At 37.4% G+C, this 17,929-nt stretch carries 19 protein-coding genes; 13 read left to right on the forward strand and 6 right to left on the reverse strand.

Going from position 1 to position 17,929, the window contains the following annotated elements; translation table 11 throughout:
* The first annotated feature begins 3 nt into the window (after window positions 1-3).
* The 3 genes from dapA to ACST15_RS01555 are packed head-to-tail and all read left to right on the forward strand — an operon-like array spanning window position 4 to window position 1,633.
* Window positions 4-897 (forward strand): 4-hydroxy-tetrahydrodipicolinate synthase, encoded by an 894-nt coding sequence (dapA, locus tag ACST15_RS01545; protein WP_459452892.1) that lies wholly within the window; start codon window positions 4-6, stop codon window positions 895-897.
* A gap of 3 nt (window positions 898-900) precedes the next feature.
* Window positions 901-1,203, forward strand: a complete 303-nt coding sequence (locus ACST15_RS01550; protein ID WP_459452893.1) for a Dabb family protein — start codon at window positions 901-903, stop codon at window positions 1,201-1,203.
* Window positions 1,184-1,633: a hypothetical protein gene (locus ACST15_RS01555; RefSeq protein WP_459452894.1), complete on the forward strand. Its 450-nt coding sequence runs from the start codon at window positions 1,184-1,186 to the stop codon at window positions 1,631-1,633. The genes ACST15_RS01550 and ACST15_RS01555 overlap by 20 nt, the downstream gene beginning before the upstream one ends.
* Here ACST15_RS01555 and ACST15_RS01560 read toward each other — a convergent pair.
* The gene (locus tag ACST15_RS01560; protein ID WP_459452895.1) at window positions 1,599-3,035 is read right to left on the reverse strand and encodes an alpha-L-fucosidase; all 1,437 of its coding nucleotides are present in this window, start codon (window positions 3,033-3,035) and stop codon (window positions 1,599-1,601) included. The genes ACST15_RS01555 and ACST15_RS01560 overlap by 35 nt on opposite strands.
* A 224-nt stretch (window positions 3,036-3,259) precedes the next feature.
* Between ACST15_RS01560 and fucP the strand changes: the two genes are divergently transcribed.
* Genes fucP through ACST15_RS01610 form a run of 10 tightly spaced genes read left to right on the forward strand, consistent with a single transcriptional unit; the run spans window position 3,260 to window position 12,721 of the window.
* Window positions 3,260-4,603 carry an L-fucose:H+ symporter permease gene (fucP, locus tag ACST15_RS01565; RefSeq protein WP_459452896.1) on the forward strand — a complete coding sequence of 448 codons (1,344 nt, stop codon included), beginning with the start codon at window positions 3,260-3,262 and terminating at the stop codon, window positions 4,601-4,603.
* Between the two features lie 4 nt (window positions 4,604-4,607).
* A complete protein-coding gene (locus tag ACST15_RS01570) occupies window positions 4,608-4,937 on the forward strand; it encodes an L-rhamnose mutarotase (RefSeq protein ID WP_459452897.1) in 330 nt (109 codons plus the stop codon).
* A gap of 15 nt (window positions 4,938-4,952) precedes the next feature.
* A complete protein-coding gene (locus tag ACST15_RS01575) occupies window positions 4,953-6,608 on the forward strand; it encodes a UxaA family hydrolase (RefSeq protein ID WP_459452898.1) in 1,656 nt (551 codons plus the stop codon).
* Between the two features lie 15 nt (window positions 6,609-6,623).
* Window positions 6,624-7,388: an SDR family NAD(P)-dependent oxidoreductase gene (locus ACST15_RS01580; protein WP_459453233.1), complete on the forward strand. Its 765-nt coding sequence runs from the start codon at window positions 6,624-6,626 to the stop codon at window positions 7,386-7,388.
* Between the two features lie 10 nt (window positions 7,389-7,398).
* The gene (locus ACST15_RS01585) at window positions 7,399-8,076 is read left to right on the forward strand and encodes an SGNH/GDSL hydrolase family protein (RefSeq protein ID WP_459452899.1); all 678 of its coding nucleotides are present in this window, start codon (window positions 7,399-7,401) and stop codon (window positions 8,074-8,076) included.
* A 19-nt stretch (window positions 8,077-8,095) separates the two neighbouring features.
* The gene (locus tag ACST15_RS01590; protein ID WP_459452900.1) at window positions 8,096-8,944 is read left to right on the forward strand and encodes a fumarylacetoacetate hydrolase family protein; all 849 of its coding nucleotides are present in this window, start codon (window positions 8,096-8,098) and stop codon (window positions 8,942-8,944) included.
* Between the two features lie 2 nt (window positions 8,945-8,946).
* Window positions 8,947-9,777 (forward strand): amidohydrolase family protein, encoded by an 831-nt coding sequence (locus ACST15_RS01595; RefSeq protein ID WP_459452901.1) that lies wholly within the window; start codon window positions 8,947-8,949, stop codon window positions 9,775-9,777.
* Complete coding sequence (locus ACST15_RS01600; RefSeq protein WP_459452902.1) at window positions 9,777-10,559, forward strand: L-fucose dehydrogenase; 783 nt, start codon at window positions 9,777-9,779, stop codon at window positions 10,557-10,559. Before ACST15_RS01595 ends, ACST15_RS01600 begins: the two co-directional genes overlap by 1 nt.
* Before the next feature lies 1 nt (window position 10,560).
* A complete protein-coding gene (locus ACST15_RS01605; protein WP_459452903.1) occupies window positions 10,561-11,652 on the forward strand; it encodes a D-TA family PLP-dependent enzyme in 1,092 nt (363 codons plus the stop codon).
* Window position 11,653: 1 nt separating this feature from the next.
* Complete coding sequence (locus ACST15_RS01610) at window positions 11,654-12,721, forward strand: dipeptidase (RefSeq protein ID WP_459452904.1); 1,068 nt, start codon at window positions 11,654-11,656, stop codon at window positions 12,719-12,721.
* 109 nt (window positions 12,722-12,830) lie between these two features.
* On the opposite strand, the gene ACST15_RS01615 is transcribed toward ACST15_RS01610, so the two are convergent.
* From ACST15_RS01615 to ACST15_RS01635, 5 genes are read right to left on the reverse strand one after another with little or no spacing between them, the layout of a single operon-like run.
* Entirely contained in the window at window positions 12,831-13,580 is a 750-nt protein-coding gene (locus ACST15_RS01615; RefSeq protein ID WP_459452905.1) for an SDR family NAD(P)-dependent oxidoreductase, read from the reverse strand.
* A 57-nt stretch (window positions 13,581-13,637) separates the two neighbouring features.
* The gene (locus ACST15_RS01620; protein WP_459452906.1) at window positions 13,638-15,353 is read right to left on the reverse strand and encodes an IlvD/Edd family dehydratase; all 1,716 of its coding nucleotides are present in this window, start codon (window positions 15,351-15,353) and stop codon (window positions 13,638-13,640) included.
* On the reverse strand, window positions 15,350-16,000 hold the full coding sequence (locus ACST15_RS01625) for a hypothetical protein (protein ID WP_459452907.1): 651 nt from the start codon (window positions 15,998-16,000) through the stop codon (window positions 15,350-15,352). The genes ACST15_RS01620 and ACST15_RS01625 overlap by 4 nt, the downstream gene beginning before the upstream one ends.
* Window positions 15,993-17,138, reverse strand: coding sequence for a MalY/PatB family protein (locus tag ACST15_RS01630; protein WP_459452908.1), 1,146 nt, complete (start codon window positions 17,136-17,138; stop codon window positions 15,993-15,995). Before ACST15_RS01630 ends, ACST15_RS01625 begins: the two co-directional genes overlap by 8 nt.
* Complete coding sequence (locus ACST15_RS01635; protein ID WP_459452909.1) at window positions 17,135-17,926, reverse strand: N-acetylmuramoyl-L-alanine amidase-like domain-containing protein; 792 nt, start codon at window positions 17,924-17,926, stop codon at window positions 17,135-17,137. The genes ACST15_RS01630 and ACST15_RS01635 overlap by 4 nt, the downstream gene beginning before the upstream one ends.
* Window positions 17,927-17,929: the final 3 nt, after the last annotated feature.

A 17,929-nucleotide genomic window follows, 5' to 3' on the forward strand; every position in this document is an offset into this window, starting at 1 on the left:
CTCATGCATACATTACCTAAATTTCACGGGGTAGCACCAGCCCTAATAACACCTATGTTAGCCGATCGAACGATTGATTGGACTGCCTTAGGAAAACTTGTTGATTACGTATCTTCAGGCGGTGTCGATTATTTAGTAGTTCAAGGAACAACTGGCGAATCTGTTACCACAAGTGCTGATGAGAAGAAAAAAATCATTGCAACTGTTCAGGAAGCCAATTCCAGAAATTTACCTATCGTGTATGGTTTAGGTGGAAACCATACTGAAAATTTAATTGCACAAATCAAACAAACATCATTTGATGGTATAGATGCCATCTTATCTGTTTGTCCATATTATAACAAACCAAGTGCACGTGGTGTTATTCAACATTACCGTGCAGTGGCAGATGCCAGTCCGGTTCCTGTCATTCTTTATAACATTCCTGGAAGAACAGGTATTAATTTATCTCCCGAAACCATTTTGACTTTGGCAGAACATCCAAATATCATTGGTGTAAAAGAAGCTTCCTGTGTCATTGAGCAATGCATGGAAATAGCAGCACATAAACCAGCTGACTTTCTGTTAATTTCTGGTGATGATGTGCAGGCTGTTCCGATTATTTCAGTTGGTGGGGTAGGTGTTATGTCAGTTATTGCCAATGCGTTTCCTCATCAATTCTCTCAAATGATTCATGCGGCTTTAGCAGGCGATTTTGCTGAAGCTAGAAAATCATTGGGCAGTTTCTTGGCCATTGATCCTTATATATATGAAGAAGGTAATCCAGTAGGGGTCAAAAAGATTTTAGCATTAAAGGGTATGATTCAAGCCCAAGTAAGAATGCCTTTAGCCGAAGCATCGGAGGAATTAGGGGTAAAATTGAATCGCATTATTCAACAAGAAAACTTATTAAATTAAATCATGTTTGTACACGTAGTTAATTTTTGGTTAAAAAAAGGCCTAAGCGAAGAAGAAATCCAACAATTTGAAGCAGGAGTATTATCCTTAGGGAAGGTAGAAACGGTGAAAGATTTCAATGTGGGAAAACCTGCCAATACGGATCGTCCTGTGATTGATCGTTCATATGATTATTGTTTATTAACCACTTTTTCGGATGAAGCTGGCCATGATTATTATCAAACGGCACCCATTCATTTAGAATTCATCAAAAACTGCGCTCAGTATTGGGACAGAGTATTAATCTATGATTCAGAAAGCATTTAAACTAGTAAGTTTCGGATTGTTGTTTTTTTTGGCCGCATGTTCCAAAAACGTCAAACCTTCCACCTATTATTCACCTAACTTTAAAGATGGGGGAGTAGACAGGCATGATGGTTTAGGATTCGAAGTACCGGTAAAATATGCCATCGATGTTTTCTATTTCAATGAAAGCCCAAAGCAGTCATATGAGATTATTGAAAGCATTAGTATATCTGGTGAAGTTCCTTTGGAAAATAATCAAACAGTCAATGGCAAAATGCTCAATCGAGGAAATCACCAATTAAAGAAACAAGAAATCTTGAGTCAAATGGTGGAAAAAGCCACTGAAATGGGTGCTAGTGCCTTGATGGATGTCAAGTACCAAGTTTATAGCACCCAATATGCCAACGGATACACGTTTAGTGGAAAAGCGATTCGTTACGTGCTGAAATAATTCGATACAGGGCCAAGTTAGAAACTAATGGCTGTGCCCGGTAATCCTCCAAAATAATACGAATATGTTTTACCTTCCTATCGGGGAAGGTAATCATTCGTTTATGTCCTATGGTTTTTCCATGTAAAAACCACTTTTCTCCTGTTTCGGATTCTAGTTCCACTTTAAAAGATTTAATTCTTTGTCCCATGGCTATAGGCTCTTGCAACAGTAGGGAATTAGCCAACTTGGCTTCTGCTAAATGTATTTGAATCTCAGGTTTTAAGTCACTTTTCGATGGTGCCCAAGCGCTTGAAGCGTTTAAATCACTCAATTGGGAAATAGCATATTGTGCATTAAATGACGAACTAACCTCATATTTTGTTGACTTTGAATTCAATAAATTGATGATACTTTTCTTTCTCAAGTCAGCAAATCCCATCATGGAAGCTGAATCATTGGGATGAATCAATCCTCGTTTATCTACAGGTATATTCAATAGTAAATTGGCATTTCTACCTACAGAAGCCACATAAATCTTCATGAGGGAATCAGGACTTTTAACTCGATTATCTTCTTTTGCATGATAATACCAACCTGGACGAATGGATACATCTACCTCTGGCGCCACCCAATGACTTCCATTTTCTTGTCCATATTTATACAAATCAAATTTTGGATAGCCTGGATAAATTTCGTCTTTATTGATTGGACTCCAAGATGTCTCATAATTATAACCACGTTCATTTCCGACCCAGCGAATATCTGGTCCATTATCTGAAAACTGAACTGCATGGGGTTGGTACTTATTCACCATGGAATGAAATAATGGCCAGTCGTACACTTGTTTTTTTCCATTGGGACCTTCTCCATTAGCTCCATCATACCAAAATTCAAAAATGGGTCCATATTGTGTCAATAACTCTTTTTGCATTTCAGCATAAATTTTATTGTATGCATCTGTACCATAAGCAGGATGAAACCTATCCCAAGGAGATAAGTATATACCTAGTTTCAATCCAAATTCCTTACAAGCTTCAGATAATTCCTTTACTACATCTCCTTTGCCATTTTTCCAAGGGGATTTGGCAACGGTATGTTCGGTGAATTTAGAAGGATAAAGAGCAAAGCCATCATGATGTTTGGCTGTCAGAATTAAGCCTTTCATTCCAGCAGCTTTGGCTATTCTGGCCCATTGCCTACAATCTAAGGCAGTAGGATTAAAAAGGCTAGGAGACTCCTTTCCCTCGCCCCATTCGACATCAGTAAATGTGTTCATGTTAAAATGAATAAATCCATAATACTCCAAATTTTGCCATTGAATTTGTTTAGCAGAAGGCAGAGGAGCAAGTGGAGCTATTTTTTGGGCAACACTGAAAAATGAAAGACCTGAAAACAAAAAAAGTAGTACTAAGAATCGCATTGAAATATATTTACAGTGGTAAAAACATAAATGAAAAAATATTTCTTTTATCACCCAAAATAGATATTGAAATAGCTTAAAAATAAACCTGATATAATGAGAAAATCTATTTTGATTGAATTATTTTAACAAATAACATAAGATTAATGAGGTTAAAAATAAAATTAATAAAAAAAAGCAGGTAAATTAAAGCTGCTAAACTCTTTTTAACCAAAAGTCAAAATATGGCGCTACCCATAAACCCTGAAGAACAATTAGAACTAAGTCAAGACAAAGACCAAACTAATTATCTACTTCCTTTCATCTTAGTTACTAGCTTATTTTTCCTTTGGGGCTTGGCCAATAGCTTAAATGGGACATTAGTCAAACAGTTTCAAATAGCCCTAGATCTTCAGCGATGGCAAGCAAATATAGTTGAAACCGCCTTTTATATGGGATACTTCGTCATGGCCATTCCTGCTGGAATAGTGATGCGAAAGCTTGGCTATAAAATGGGAATTTTAATGGGCTTGATTCTCTATTCTGCTGGCGCATTTTTATTTTATCCAGCTGCGGCTGTGCGTCAATACAGTTTTTTTCTAGGGGCCTTATTTCTAATTGCCAGTGGAATAGCTTTTCTTGAAACAGCTGCCAATTTATACGTAACTGTGCTTGGAGACCCTAAAAAAGGAGATTTCCGACTTAATCTAGCGCAATCTTTTAATGGAATTAGTACCATCTTAGGGCCAGTGATTGGAGGTATATTCATTTTTTCAGACCGGGAATATACTCGGGACATGATACAAGCTCTACCGGCAGCTGAAGCAGAAGCCATACGAATAAGTCAGGCTGAATCTGTTCAAGGGCCGTATTTAATTATTGGTCTCATCGTGGCCATTGTAGCTATATTATTTGCCATTACCAAAATGCCTGAAGTAAAATCAGCAGGAGAGAATAGAGTAAGTAATCAACAAATTTCCATTGCTAATTTGCTGAAAAACAAGCATTTACGATTAGGCATTTTTGCTCAATTTTGTAATGTAGGAGCCCAGGTATCGCTTTGGGGGAATTTTGTTGATTTTAAATTAGATTTTGCCCGAGATTCCAATTTATGGATTGTGGAAAAAATTTATCAAACTACAGAAAGTATGACAGCAACTCAAATTGCTAGCTTTCATGCATCCTTTGCCTTTATTTTATTTATGGTGGGGAGGTTCATTGGTACCTATTTTATGGGTAAATATGAATCAAACCGAGTATTAGGAATTTATGCCATTGGATCCGTTGTATCCATCATCATAGCCATGTTAGGTGGAGGTATCTTAGCGGTTGTTGCATTAATGATGGTATATTTTTTCCAATCCATTATGTTTCCTACTATCTTTGCGTTGGCATGTAAAGATTTGGGAGAAGGATCTAAGTTGGCCTCATCCCTAATTATCATGTCGATAGTAGGCGGAGCCATTATTCCGCCATTTGCGGCTTATTTATTTAAAATAGGACCGTCTTTGGCATTAGGCATTCCGTTACTATGCTTTGTGTTTATAGTATATTACGCGTACCAAGGATTTAAAATCCAAAAAGTCTAGGATTATGCAACGATTTATGCTACTTCTGGACCTAAAAAACGAATCTAAACTTATTCAAACCTATGAAAACTATCATCAAAACATCCCCGCAGAAATTGCGGAGAGTATTCGTGCATCCGGAATTGAATCCATGGAAATTTACCGCTTTGAAAATAGACTAGTCATGGAAATTGTGGCCCATGACCACTTTAGTTTTGAGGAAAAAAGTAAATTAGATGCTTCCAATGAAAAAGTGCAAGCCTGGGAACAACTCATGAGTCAATTTCAAGAAATCATACCCGGAACTCCGCAAGGAGAAAAATGGGTGTTAACCAAAAACATATTTAAATTATAATTTAAAACTATTTTAATGTCCCGTTCTTATTTACAAATACACCCCTTAGATAATTTACTTGTTGCCCTAACTGACTTAAAAGCTGGAACGATCATCCATCATCAAGGACAAGAGATAATATTGAAGGATGATATTGCCGCCAAACATAAATTTAGCACGCTAGATATTCCAAAAGGACAAACAGCCACCATGTACGGAGTATTGGTGGGCGTGGCTACACAAGATATTCCGAAAGGAGGACTAATCCATACCTTTAATTTGCACCATGCATCTCATGATTTTGTGGGGAAGCAAAAAGAATATACTTGGGCGGCTCCTAATGTAGATCGTTGGAAAAACAAAACTTTTAAAGGATATCACAGACCAGATGGTCAAGTTGGAACGCAGAACTATTGGTTAGTAATTCCTTTGGTATTTTGTGAAAACCGAAATGTAGAATTATTGAAAAATGCCTTTATCAAAGGATTAGGTTTTCAAAAAAACGATCCATTTACCGATCAAGTTATTGAATTAAAAAAACAATTAGAAAGCGGTCAGGAGTTAAAAACCAATGAACTTAAAGTTTCCTTTAAAGGTGAATTACTGCAAAAATCAGCTTCATTTCCTCAGGTAGATGGCATTAAGTTTTTACGTCATGAAAGTGGTTGTGGAGAAAGCAAGGATGACTCAGACATGCTTTGTGCCTTATTGGCAGGCTACTGTGTCAATCCCAATGTAGGTGGTATCACCGTTTTAAGTTTGGGATGCCAACATTCTCAAATTGAGACTTTTAAAAATACCTTAAAGGAAATTGACCCGAATTTTTCTAAACCCATTCATTTCTTTGAACAGCAACAAGATGAGGGTAGTGGCGTAGAAAATTTATTAAGCGAAGTTATCTTAAAAACCTTCCAAGGTTTGGTAGAAATCAATAAAATTAAGCGTAGTGATGCTCCCTTATCAAAACTTCGTTTAGGCGTTAAATGTGGAGGATCAGATGGTTTTTCAGGTATATCAGCCAATCCTGCCATAGGACATACAGCAGACTTGCTAGTGGCCCTGGGTGGAACAGTCATGATAGCTGAATTTCCTGAATTATGCGGTGTGGAACAAGAATTACAAAATCGTTCTGTGAATGCCACAGTGGCTGATAATTTCGGCAAATTAATGCGGGAATACGCTAAAAGAGCTGAAGCAGTAGGAGCAGGATTTGATATGAATCCTTCACCGGGTAATATCAAAGATGGTTTAATAACCGATGCCATTAAATCGGCAGGAGCTGCCAAAAAAGCAGGTACATCACCCATTGTCGATGCCCTAGGTTATGGCCAATATGCCAAAAAACATGGCTTAAATTTAGTTTGCACTCCTGGAAATGACGTATTGGCTACTACAGGAATGGCTGGAGCTGGTGCTACTGTACAATTATTTACAACAGGCTTAGGAACTCCAACAGGTAATCCAATTAGTCCGATGGTAAAATTATCAACCAATACTCGTTTAGCAGAAAAGCTTCCAGAAATCATTGATATAGATTGTGGGCCTATTATTTCTGGTGAGAAAACGGTAGAAGAAATGGGTGAAGAAATATTGGATTATGTCATTCGTTTAGCTTCAGGTGAAATCAATACCAAAGCCATGGAGCTTGGGCAGGATGATTTTATGTTCTGGAGAAGAGGAGTTTCATTATAAAAATTTCACGCTATGATATTTTCATTAAAAAATAAAAAGGCTGTTGTAACAGGTGGTGGATCTGGCATAGGAAAGGCAATTTCATTACTATTCGCAAAACAAGGAGCGGAAGTTCACATAATAGACTTAGAAAATCCGGGGTCCCGTCAAACGGAAAAAGAATTAAAAAGTATCTCAAGTCTATCGAAACTCCATATCATTAATATTACCCACTTAGAATCAGTAAAAAACCTAGCGGCTGATTTGGGAACAGTAGATATTCTAATCAACAATGCAGGTATTGCTCAAATTGGGAATTTGGAAAATACCACCTCTGAAGGATTTCAATCCATTTTTGATGTGAACGTAAAAGGGGCTTTTCATTGTATGCAAGCTTTTATTCCGGGTATGTTAGAACAATCCCAAGGAGTAATCGTTAATATGGCCTCAGTGGCCGCATCCGTAGGAATACCTGATCGATTTGGTTATTCCATGACCAAGGGAGCCATTAGATCCATGACCCAATCGGTGGCAAAAGATTATGTTAAACTTGGTATTCGTTGCAATTGCATTTCACCAGGTAGAGTTCACACACCCTTTGTGGATGGATTTATCGCAAAAAATTACCCTGACAAACAAGAAGAAATGTTTGCAAAATTATCTGCAACCCAACCCATTGGTCGAATGGCTCAGCCAGAAGAAATTGCTCATTTAGCTTTATATTTATGTTCAGATGAAGCATCTTTTATCACGGGTTGCGACTATCCAATAGATGGCGGTTTTACCTATTTAAACAATTAAATTAAATCACATGAAAAGTAAGTTGATTTTATCCATAGCCTTATTAATGGCTTCATTAAGTTCATTTAGCCCAGCAAATCCTATTAAAATTGTTTTCTTTGGGGATTCCATTACTCAAGCTGGAGTGTCCAAAACGGGTTATATAACCCAATTGCAAGGTATGCTTGCTTCACAAGGCATTGGAGATCAATATGAACTAATTGGCGCTGGAATAGGTGGTAATAAAATTTATGATTTATACCTGCGCCATGAAGAAGATTTACTCGCAAAAAAACCTAACATAACGGTTATTTATATTGGAATAAACGATGTTTGGCATAAAACATCCTCTAGAACGGGCACTGATGCCGATAAATTCGAACGTTTTTATAACGCTTTGATCAAGAAGGTGCAAACAGCTGGTAGTAAGGTTGTAATATGTACACCCACCGTCATTGGGGAACGTTATGATGCGACCAATGAAAATGATGGAGATTTAAATCGATATTCAGATATCATTCGACGAATTGCAAAAAACAACAATTGTTCATTAATAGACCTACGTAAGGCCTTTTTGACGTATGAGCAAAACAATAATCCAGAGAATAAAGAATCCGGCATTTTAACAAGTGACCGTGTTCATTTAAATGAGTCTGGAAACAAGTTTTTAGCTGAAACCATGTGGTCTGTTTTAAAAGATATTAAATAATACTCTCTAAAATTATATTATGAAATTAGTACGTCTAGGAGATCTTAATAATGAAAAACCAGCAGTTTTAATCGATGGTAAATATTTTGATGTAAGTCCTTATTTTCAAGATTTCAATGAATCCTTTTTTGAACAAGGAGGCATAACTAAATTAGAAAATGTTCTTCAAAATGAAATTTTGGAAGAAATACCTAATCCTAAGAGAATAGGATCTTGTGTAGCTCGTCCTTCCAAAATCATTTGTGTGGGTTTAAATTATGCTGATCACGCCAAAGAAACTGGTGCAGCTATACCAACCGAACCTATATTATTTTTTAAAAGTACCTCTGCCTTAAGTGGACCATTTGATGATGTAATCATTCCGAAAAATTCAGTAAAGACAGATTGGGAAGTAGAATTTGCCATTGTCATTGGGAAAAAAGCCTCCTACGTAAATGAAGAAGATGCTTATGACTATGTGGCTGGATATTGTTTACACAACGATGTTTCAGAAAGAGAATTTCAATTAGAAAGAGGAGGGAACTGGTCAAAGGGCAAAGGTTGCGATACTTTTGCACCCTTAGGACCCTTTTTGGCTACCAAAGATGAGATTCTGGATGTACATAATTTAAACATGTGGTTAGATATCAACGGTCAACGTTTTCAAACAAGTAATACGAAACAATTGATTTTCAACGTTCCACAAATAGTTTCCTACATCTCCCAATTCATGACATTATTACCAGGAGATGTCATTTCGACAGGAACTCCACATGGCGTTGGTTTAGGATTAAATCCACCTGTATTTTTAAAACCAGGGGATGTCATGACATTAGGAATGGATGGTTTAGGAGAACAAAAGCAAAAGGCTATTGCCTATACAGCGTAAAAATGATCGATTCGCATCAACATTTTTGGAATTATCAACCAGAAAGAGATACCTGGATTACGGACGACATGGCCAAAATTCAGACTGACTTTTATCCCAATGAAAGTCAGCTTATTTTTGAAAAAAATGGTATCGAAGGTTGTATCGCTGTGCAAGCTGATTCATCTGAAGAAGAAACACTTTTTTTGCTGGCTTTGGCTGAGCAAAATGATTTTATCAAAGGTGTGGTTGGATGGACAGATTTACAAAATGACCATCTAGAAAGTCGTTTGGAATATTTTTCTCAATTTGAAAAATGTGTTGGTTTCCGACATGTCATTCAAGGGGAGAAAGATCCTTTATTTTTTCAAAGACCACAATTCATACATGGAGTTAAACAATTAGCGGCATTTGACTTTACTTATGATATTTTAATTTACCCACATCAACTTAAAGAAAGTGTACTTTTTGCTCAAAAATTAGATAATCAAAAACTAATTTTAGATCATTTAGCTAAACCGCCATTTAAATCTAAGAATCTAAGTGAGTGGAAAAAAGATATACAAGGCTACCAAAAATTGGAACATGTGTTTGCGAAAATTTCAGGATTAGTAACAGAAGCAGATTGGACTTCTTGGACTAAAAATGAAATCAAAGAGGCGATAGAGCACGCCTTAGAAGTTTTTGGACCGAAAAGATTGGTTTGGGGTTCCGATTACCCTGTAGTATTAGTAGCTTCAGATTTAGAAAAATGGTTGGGAGTATTTCAAGAGAGTATTTCTAACTTATCTGAAACAGAACAATCAGATATTAAATTGAATAATTGTTTAGCTTTTTATCAAGTAGAACTATAATGAACCTAGGACTTAAAGAAAAAGTAATCATTGTTACTGGCGGTGCCAAAGGAATTGGCGAAGGAATTAGTCAATCATTAGCTTTAGAATCAGCTATGGTGGCCATCGTAGGAAGAAATAAAGAGGATAATGAAAGGGCCATTTCCAAAATTCAAGCTACAGGAGGACAAGCATTTTCCTTTGTAGCCGAACTAAGCCGTCCTGAGGAATGTGAGCGCGTGGTAGATGAGGTTTTTAAATTCTTTGGTCGCATTGATGGATTAGTGAATAATGCAGGCATCAATGATGGTGTAGGTCTAGCTTCAGGGAGTTACGAGAAATTTATGCAATCCTTGCACTCCAATTTGATACATTATTACCTCATGGCTAAGGCTTGCCTCCCACATTTGATTCAATCCAAAGGTGCTATCGTGAATATTGGTTCTAAAGTGGCAGAAACGGGTCAAGGGGGTACTTCTGCTTATGCAGCTGCCAATGGAGGAAGAAATGCCTTAACCCGTGAATGGGCTGTTGAATTATTGAAAGATGGAGTTCGGGTAAATTCGGTCATCGTGGCAGAATGTTATACTCCTTTATATGACAGGTGGTTAAAAACGCTTCCTAATCCTGAAGAAACCTTAGCATCCATTACTGAAAAAATACCATTGGGTAAACGCATGACTACGCCTGAGGAGTTGGGTGATATGGTTACTTTTCTAATGTCTAAAAAATCAAGCCATACAACTGGTCAATTAATTCACGTAGATGGTGGATATACGCATTTAGACCGTGCATTAATTTAATATGAACCTGAATAGTAAGCATATTCAAAGTCCAGGATTAATTGTCTTTCCTGAAAAGGTAAAACACAACATTTCTTATGTACTTAATTTAGTAGGGGGCAATCCAGATCGATTGAGACCTCACATTAAAACACATAAGACAAAAGAAGTGAATGATTTGCTCCTAGCAGCAGGTATTAAAAAATTCAAATGCGCTACGATAGCTGAAGCTGAATTATTAGCCTTATCCAGTGCCCCTTCCATTTTATTAAGCATGCAGGCCACTGGGCCTTATATTCTTCGTTTGGCTGAATTAGTACAAAGGTATCCAGATAGTCAATTTGCCTGTTTGGTAGATGATTTTGAAGCGGCCAAGTCTATTTCTAAGGTCTTTGAAAACCGCCAACAAAGTATTCATGTATTTGTCGATATTAACGTAGGAATGAATCGGACAGGAATCATTCCCACAAAGGCAGCGTCTTTAATTCAACAAATAAAAACTCTTCCTGCCTTACATATCCAAGGACTTCATGCCTATGACGGCCATATTCGGGATTTAAATTTAGCCGATAGGAAGGAACATGTTCAACGAGTTTTTGTTGAATTTGAGGCATTAACGCAATCCATTTCCACTGAATTCCCCAACTTAGAATTATGCGTAGGGGGAACACCTAGTTTTTTAGTGCATCACCAAAATCCTAAGTACGTCTGTAGTCCAGGGACTTTTGTTTTTTTTGATGCAGGTTATGCAGCTCTTTATCCTGAAAATAGCCTTTTACCAGCGCTTTACCTTGTCAGTAGAATCATTTCAAAACCTAGTAAAACTACTATTTGCTTAGATTTAGGACATAAATCCGTTGCTGCAGAAAATTCCATTGAAAACCGTGTTCGCTTCATAGACCATCCTGAATGTAAACTCTTGAGTCAAAGTGAGGAACATGGAATTGTGGAAGTTAATGATTCAGATACCTTTGAAATAGGTGAATTATTTTATCTAATTCCTTACCATGTTTGTCCAACCGTAGCTTTGCATTCTCATTTACAAGTAATTGAAAGAGGAGAATTTACAGGTTTATGGGAAGTAAAGGCCAGAAACAGAAAAATCAATATTTAAGATGCTACTATTCGATGCTCATTTAGACCTAAGCATGAATGCCCTAGAATGGAATCGTGATTTAAGGTCTTCCTTACAAGAAATCAATGAGAGGGAAAAGGGAATGACAGACAAACCCGATCGAGGGAATGCAGTGATTTCATTAGATGAAATGAGGAAAGGAAATATTGGTATTGTGGTTGCCACACAAATTGCTCGGTATGTAGATAAAAATTCCACCTTGCCTGGTTGGCATTCTCCAGAACAAGCCTGGGCTCAAACCCAAGGGCAATTAGCCTATTATCAAGCATTAGAAGCTTTGGGAGAATTAAGTCCCATTCGTAATTGGGCTGAATTACAGGCTCACCTAAACTATTGGAATAATAGTCAGGAACCTAAAAAGAAGATTGGTTATATCTTAAGTCTAGAAGGAGCCGATTCCATCATCACGGTAGATCATTTGGATATTGCCTTTAAGTATGGATTAAGAGCTTTAGGGCCAGCGCATTATGGCCCTGGAAGATATGCTCAAGGCACCAATGCCACCGGAGGATTGGGAAAAGATGGTAAAGCATTATTGGATAGAATGAAGCAATTAGGCATAATTCTTGATGCTACCCACCTTTGTGATGATAGTTTTTGGGAAGCAATGGAACATTACGATGGCCCTGTATGGGCTAGCCATCATAATTGTCGGGCTTTAGTTGACCATAACCGACAATTCACCGATGAGCAATTTAAAGAATTGATTCGCAGAGGAGCTGTGATTGGTATGCCCCTAGATGCGTGGATGATGGTTCCCAAATGGGTTAGGGGAGTATCAACGCCATTGAACATGCAGGTCAGCTTAAATACCATGATTGATCACTTGGATCATATTTGCCAAATAGCAGGAAATACCAACCATGTTGGTTTAGGAACTGATTTAGATGGAGGATTTGGAACCGAACAATGTCCATACGACATACAATCCATTGCAGATCTGCAAAAAATCCCTGATTTGCTCAGTAAAAGAGGATATTCCCACTTGGACATCGAAAAAATATGCCACAAAAACTGGATTTCCTTTTTAGAAAAAAATTGGAAGTGATGTAAATAGTGTTTGTCATCAATTGATGGTAATCACATCGCCCAGTATGCATGCTTGTCTTACCTAAATTAAGGCAATAATAGACAAAAAAGCTCTCTCACATTCTACTTTACTTCGGAGGAATTCCCACGGAAGTCCAACCACCATCGATTACTAAATACTGACCTGTAATGTGTTTCGATTGAGGAGAAAGGAAAAAGAGGGCTGCATGAGCAATATCTTCCACAGTAGCCGGATAACCCATCGGAGTAATGGCAGACCATTCTTTTATATAATCCTGATCAGAAAGCGTCCTTTCCGTTAAAGTTGCTCCCGGACTAATGGTATTAATTCGAATTTTAAAAGGGGAGAGGTCTATCACCAAATTCTTGGCTAATTGATTTAATGCCGCTTTAGTCATTCCATAAGCTGCCAAATCAGGATGAGCCTGATGACCCGTAACGGATGACATCAATAAGATACTTCCTCCATTTCCTGCATTACGCAATTTCTTTGCCACCAATTGAGCCAAAAAGAAAGTCCCTTTAATATTAATCTTGAGAATTTGATCCAAAGATTCTGGTGTATAGGACCAAAAATCACCAAAGGTGGTAATACCAGCATTACACACACATCCAGCCAATGTACCTGGGGTTTCATCCACCAAGGAACCTAATTCGTCTAAAAACTCCTTTGAACTTGAATCGGCGCAAATACAAGAAAACTGATACAAACCTAGGTGATGTAATTGGGTTTTAGCCTTCTCAATTTGTTCTGAATTGATATCATTCCAAATTACATATTCTCCTTGAACTAAAATAGACTTAACTATCTCAAATCCAATACCTTGTGCCGCACCAGTAACAATATACTTTAACATATTTATAAAAATAAAAAAGGGCTTTAATCTCCAGTAAAGCCCTTTACAAATGATAAATTAATGTGAATCCCTCGTAACCACAGACCCCGAGCCTCCTTTAAGAAAATCAAAATCGGCACCTTCATGAGCTTGAGAAACACGATCTATGAATAAACCTACATAGCCACGAATATGGGCTTGAGCTTGAAATGGCTGTGCTTTTTTACGCGCCTCTAATTCTTCATCAGACACTTCCCAGTGAATTGAGCGATTATCTAAATCCAGACTAATAAAATCTCCATTTTGAACCCAGTTTAATGGTCCTCCAGCGGCAGATTCAGGTGAAACATGTAATACCACTGTTCCAAATCCTGTACCACTCATTCGTCCATCAGAAATGCGTACCATATCTTTTACGCCCTTTTCCAATAGCTTTTTGGGAATACCCATATTTCCCACTTCTGCCATACCTGGATAACCCTTGGGTCCCACATTTTTCAAAACCATGACAGAGTTTTCATCAATTTCCAAATCAGGTAGATCTACTCGAGCATGATAATCTTCAATATTCTCAAACACCACAGCTTTTCCACGATGTTTAAATAACTCTGGAGATGCCGCACTTGGTTTAACTACGGCACCATTTGGCGCCAAATTTCCTTTTACTACAGCAATACCTGAATCCGGTTTAAATGGATTATCCATAGTCGATATAATGTTGGAGTCATATATCGGTGTATTGGCAATATTTTCACCTACAGTTTTACCATTGACTGTTATAATTCCCGTGTGTAGGTATTCTTTCATTTGATTCATCAATGCAGGTAAACCTCCTGCATAGTATAAATCCTCCATAAAATGCACTCCAGATGGCTGAATGTTAGCTAATAATGGAATTTGCTTAGAAAACTTATCAAAGTCATTTAAATCCAATTCTACCCCGATGCGACCAGCTATGGCCAACAAGTGAATTACAAAATTGGTAGAACCACCCGTAGCCGCATTAACCCGAATGGCATTTTCAAATGCTTCCCGACTTAAAACCTTCGATAGTTTTAAATCTTCCTTAACCATTTCTACAATTCTCCGACCCGAATGCTGTGCTAAAACTTTGCGACGTACATCTGCTGCTGGAATGGCAGCATTTTGAGGTAAACTTAGACCCAAGGCTTCCACCATTGTAGCCATGGTTGAGGCCGTTCCCATCACAGCACAGTGGCCAGGAGTTCGAGCCATACAAGCTTCTGCTTCAATGAATTCGGCTTGAGATAATTCACCTAATTTATAGGCCTCTGCAAAACGCCAAACATCCGATGTGCCAATCTCTTTTCCTTTAAACTTCCCCTTCATCATAGGTCCACCGGAAATAACCAAACTAGGTAAATCTACACTGCAGGCACCCATTACCAGGGAAGGGGTCGTTTTATCGCATCCGCACATTAAAACCACACCATCAATGGGATTAGCTCGGATAGATTCCTCTACATCCATACTGGCCAAATTACGGTATAACATGGCAGTAGGCTTAATCAAAGTTTCACCTAAAGACATCACAGGAAATTCAACCGGAAATCCGCCTGCTTCAATAACACCTTTTTTTACAAATTCAGCTAATTCTCTAAAATGAGCGTTACAAGGTGTTAATTCAGACCAAGTATTACAAATACCAATGACAGGTTTACCTTGAAAATAATCATCAGGAATACCCTGATTTTTCATCCAAGCCCGGTAAATAAATCCATCTTTACCTGTCTTACCAAACCATTGTTGCGATCTTAATTTTTGCTCACTCATTGTCGAATTTTTTCTAAGTCTAACGTTTTGTTTAATACAAAGCTTCGGTCTATGCCAAAACTATAATAACATGATCTTCTTCCTTCAGTTAGGTCTGCGTAGGGATCATGATGAAAATCAAATGTCCTTACAATATAAGATTTATCTACATGTAAACTATCATTTCCTGCGTAGCCAAAGTTTTGACGACCTTTTAATGCAGGAAAATCAAAGGATTTAATTCCTCCTTTGTCGTATTCAAAAGCAAATATTTTTCTGTTTTTACCCTTTTTTAGCAGTAGCCAAAACTCTGGCTTCATATCTCCATTCAAATCGGTGGATAGTATTTGATGAAAGGTAAAATCAGCTAAATTCTTGGTAAAAATTCGTTGATTACTTTTGCTGATTTGTAATGATACCTGGCTTGATTGCTGCTCAACCCTTGCTTCAAAGTCCTCTATTTTTGTAACCATATAAGTTTCCTTATTGGTTTGCTCAATTTTGGGAACTCCATGTAAAGAATCTTGATAGCGCTGTAATAAATCCATCTCCGCTAGGCTAGAAGCTGAAATCTGTTCGTTTTCCTCTTCTTGTTTGACATAAATAATGAGCCCAATAAGCAGAGATAATACCAGCAAAAAAAAGGTAAATCGAATTATTTTAATCATCTAATCGCGACAAATCGGCAATAATCGTACAAGCTTCTTCTACCTGTGAAAAAGGGCAAGCAAAATTCAAACGTATGAAATTTTTACCTTTAAATTGTTCACCCCGCAATACATGAAGACCATTTTCCAATAGACGTTCTGGTAAATCACCCCAGGAAGCATCATAGGAAATCCAAGCTAAATAGGTCGCTTCCAATGGCAGCATATCCAATCCTTTTTGACCTTGAACGAAATCATACAAAAAATCATGATTCTTTTTTAAATAAGGTAATAACTGGGACAACCAATTAGAGCCGTGCTGGTAGGTTGCCGACATAACATCAATACTATGTCGACTGAGCATAGGCATGTATCCTAAGGTCTTTTTGAAAAAAGCATCTCTGGTTTCTTTGTGTGGAATGATGGCTACGCATCCACCCAAGCCTGCTGTATTGAAAGCCTTGGAGGTGGCGAAAAAGCTAATGGAAGGGATATCCTCGATAAATTTCCCGATACTAATATGGTTGGATTGAGGATAAATACGTAAGTCAGCATGGATTTCATCAGAAATAATCATACAATCATATTGTCTACATAAGTGAACAATTTGTTGAATTTCTTCCTGATTGAAAACCGTCCCTCCGGGATTATGAGGGTTACAGAAAAGAAACACGCCAGGTTTTTGCTTTAAAGCTTCCTCAAAAGCTATAAAATCATAGCTCCAACGTCCATTCTTTTGTACCATAGGAAAGGTAATTAATGGTCTACCTAACCAAGTGGGTATTAAATGAAAAGGATGATATACAGGCACGGCCGTCATCACCCCTCGGGTTTCAGAGGCAAAAATATCACAAGCCAAGGTTATCCCAGGAACAATTCCCGGTAGCCAAACCTGCCAATCTAGCTCAGTTTCCCATTGGTAATCTTCTTTTAATTTTTTTTGAGCTAATAATTTCAATGAATCAGGTACAAGAGAATAACCCAATACTCCATGCTGGGTAATTTTATCTAAAGCTTCCAAAATCTCATCGGCCACAGCAAACTCCATATCAGCTACAGGCATAGGCAACATCGCTTTGCCATTATACAAAGGATTATCCCACTTATAACTTGCCGTATTTTTACGATCAATTACTTGATCAAAGTCGTATTTTTTCATTTAATAAAATTAGGTCTAAAAAGCTGAATGCCAAGAAAGGAGGGATGTGATTTCAAGTAATCCACTAAATTCTTATCGGATATACAAACTTTTTTTTGCTCTTGAGATGCATGCAAAAGATGCCAATTTCCCTTTCGAAAAGTAAGAAAACCTGTATGTTGAACATCCAAATCGTTTCTTTTAGAAACAAAGGAAATAATGTCACCTTCTTTTATGCCACTGAGTATATTTTTTACCTTGGCCGAGGGGATATAGCCAAATGAACTAATCCTCAGTTGCGCTTCTACTTGTTCTAAAGCCGCAATTGAAATGTTTTTTTGCTTATTCTGGTAATATTTAGACAAAAATGTGAAGGTCTTTTTAATTTCCAATGTTTCCGACGAAGGAATACGAATGACCAATCGTCCACGTATTAATTGCTCCATGGCAGAAGTAAAATAATGATTTCTAGTTTCAAATCGTATGTCTTTTGGATCAGAATACCTCCAATAAATTAAGTACTTTCTAAATAAAGAATCTTGTCCTTTCGATGCATATAATGCCATCACATTTTCAATAAAAGTGACACAATCAAAATCCTCTAGGGAAAAGTAAATTTTTTCAGGATTTTCAGAGGATAAAGCGTTGGCTATATAGGGTTTACCTATAAAATACTCCGCCAAAATCACATGATTCTGATTTTTTTGAGCCAAAGAAATTCGACTTTGCAAATCCAGTGGAATCCATTTTTGTTGGGCCCAAGTCAATTGACAAAACAAGCTGAAAACTAACAAAAAAATTAGCCTCATAAT

Source organism: Aquirufa sp. Wall-65K1 (assembly GCF_054558475.1).

Excerpts from the sequence above, each read along its gene's own strand:
- dapA (WP_459452892.1), top strand. The coding sequence starts at position 4 with ATGCATACATTACCTAAATTTCACGGGGTAGCACCAGCCCTAATAACA.
- ACST15_RS01550 (WP_459452893.1), top strand. The coding sequence starts at position 901 with ATGTTTGTACACGTAGTTAATTTTTGGTTAAAAAAAGGCCTAAGCGAA.
- ACST15_RS01555 (WP_459452894.1), top strand. The coding sequence starts at position 1,184 with ATGATTCAGAAAGCATTTAAACTAGTAAGTTTCGGATTGTTGTTTTTT.
- ACST15_RS01560 (WP_459452895.1), bottom strand. The coding sequence starts at position 3,035 with ATGCGATTCTTAGTACTACTTTTTTTGTTTTCAGGTCTTTCATTTTTC.
- fucP (WP_459452896.1), top strand. The coding sequence starts at position 3,260 with ATGGCGCTACCCATAAACCCTGAAGAACAATTAGAACTAAGTCAAGAC.
- ACST15_RS01570 (WP_459452897.1), top strand. The coding sequence starts at position 4,608 with ATGCAACGATTTATGCTACTTCTGGACCTAAAAAACGAATCTAAACTT.
- ACST15_RS01575 (WP_459452898.1), top strand. The coding sequence starts at position 4,953 with ATGTCCCGTTCTTATTTACAAATACACCCCTTAGATAATTTACTTGTT.
- ACST15_RS01585 (WP_459452899.1), top strand. The coding sequence starts at position 7,399 with ATGAAAAGTAAGTTGATTTTATCCATAGCCTTATTAATGGCTTCATTA.
- ACST15_RS01590 (WP_459452900.1), top strand. The coding sequence starts at position 8,096 with ATGAAATTAGTACGTCTAGGAGATCTTAATAATGAAAAACCAGCAGTT.
- ACST15_RS01595 (WP_459452901.1), top strand. The coding sequence starts at position 8,947 with ATGATCGATTCGCATCAACATTTTTGGAATTATCAACCAGAAAGAGAT.
- ACST15_RS01600 (WP_459452902.1), top strand. The coding sequence starts at position 9,777 with ATGAACCTAGGACTTAAAGAAAAAGTAATCATTGTTACTGGCGGTGCC.
- ACST15_RS01605 (WP_459452903.1), top strand. The coding sequence starts at position 10,561 with ATGAACCTGAATAGTAAGCATATTCAAAGTCCAGGATTAATTGTCTTT.
- ACST15_RS01610 (WP_459452904.1), top strand. The coding sequence starts at position 11,654 with ATGCTACTATTCGATGCTCATTTAGACCTAAGCATGAATGCCCTAGAA.
- ACST15_RS01615 (WP_459452905.1), bottom strand. The coding sequence starts at position 13,580 with ATGTTAAAGTATATTGTTACTGGTGCGGCACAAGGTATTGGATTTGAG.
- ACST15_RS01620 (WP_459452906.1), bottom strand. The coding sequence starts at position 15,353 with ATGAGTGAGCAAAAATTAAGATCGCAACAATGGTTTGGTAAGACAGGT.
- ACST15_RS01625 (WP_459452907.1), bottom strand. The coding sequence starts at position 16,000 with ATGATTAAAATAATTCGATTTACCTTTTTTTTGCTGGTATTATCTCTG.
- ACST15_RS01630 (WP_459452908.1), bottom strand. The coding sequence starts at position 17,138 with ATGAAAAAATACGACTTTGATCAAGTAATTGATCGTAAAAATACGGCA.
- ACST15_RS01635 (WP_459452909.1), bottom strand. The coding sequence starts at position 17,926 with ATGAGGCTAATTTTTTTGTTAGTTTTCAGCTTGTTTTGTCAATTGACT.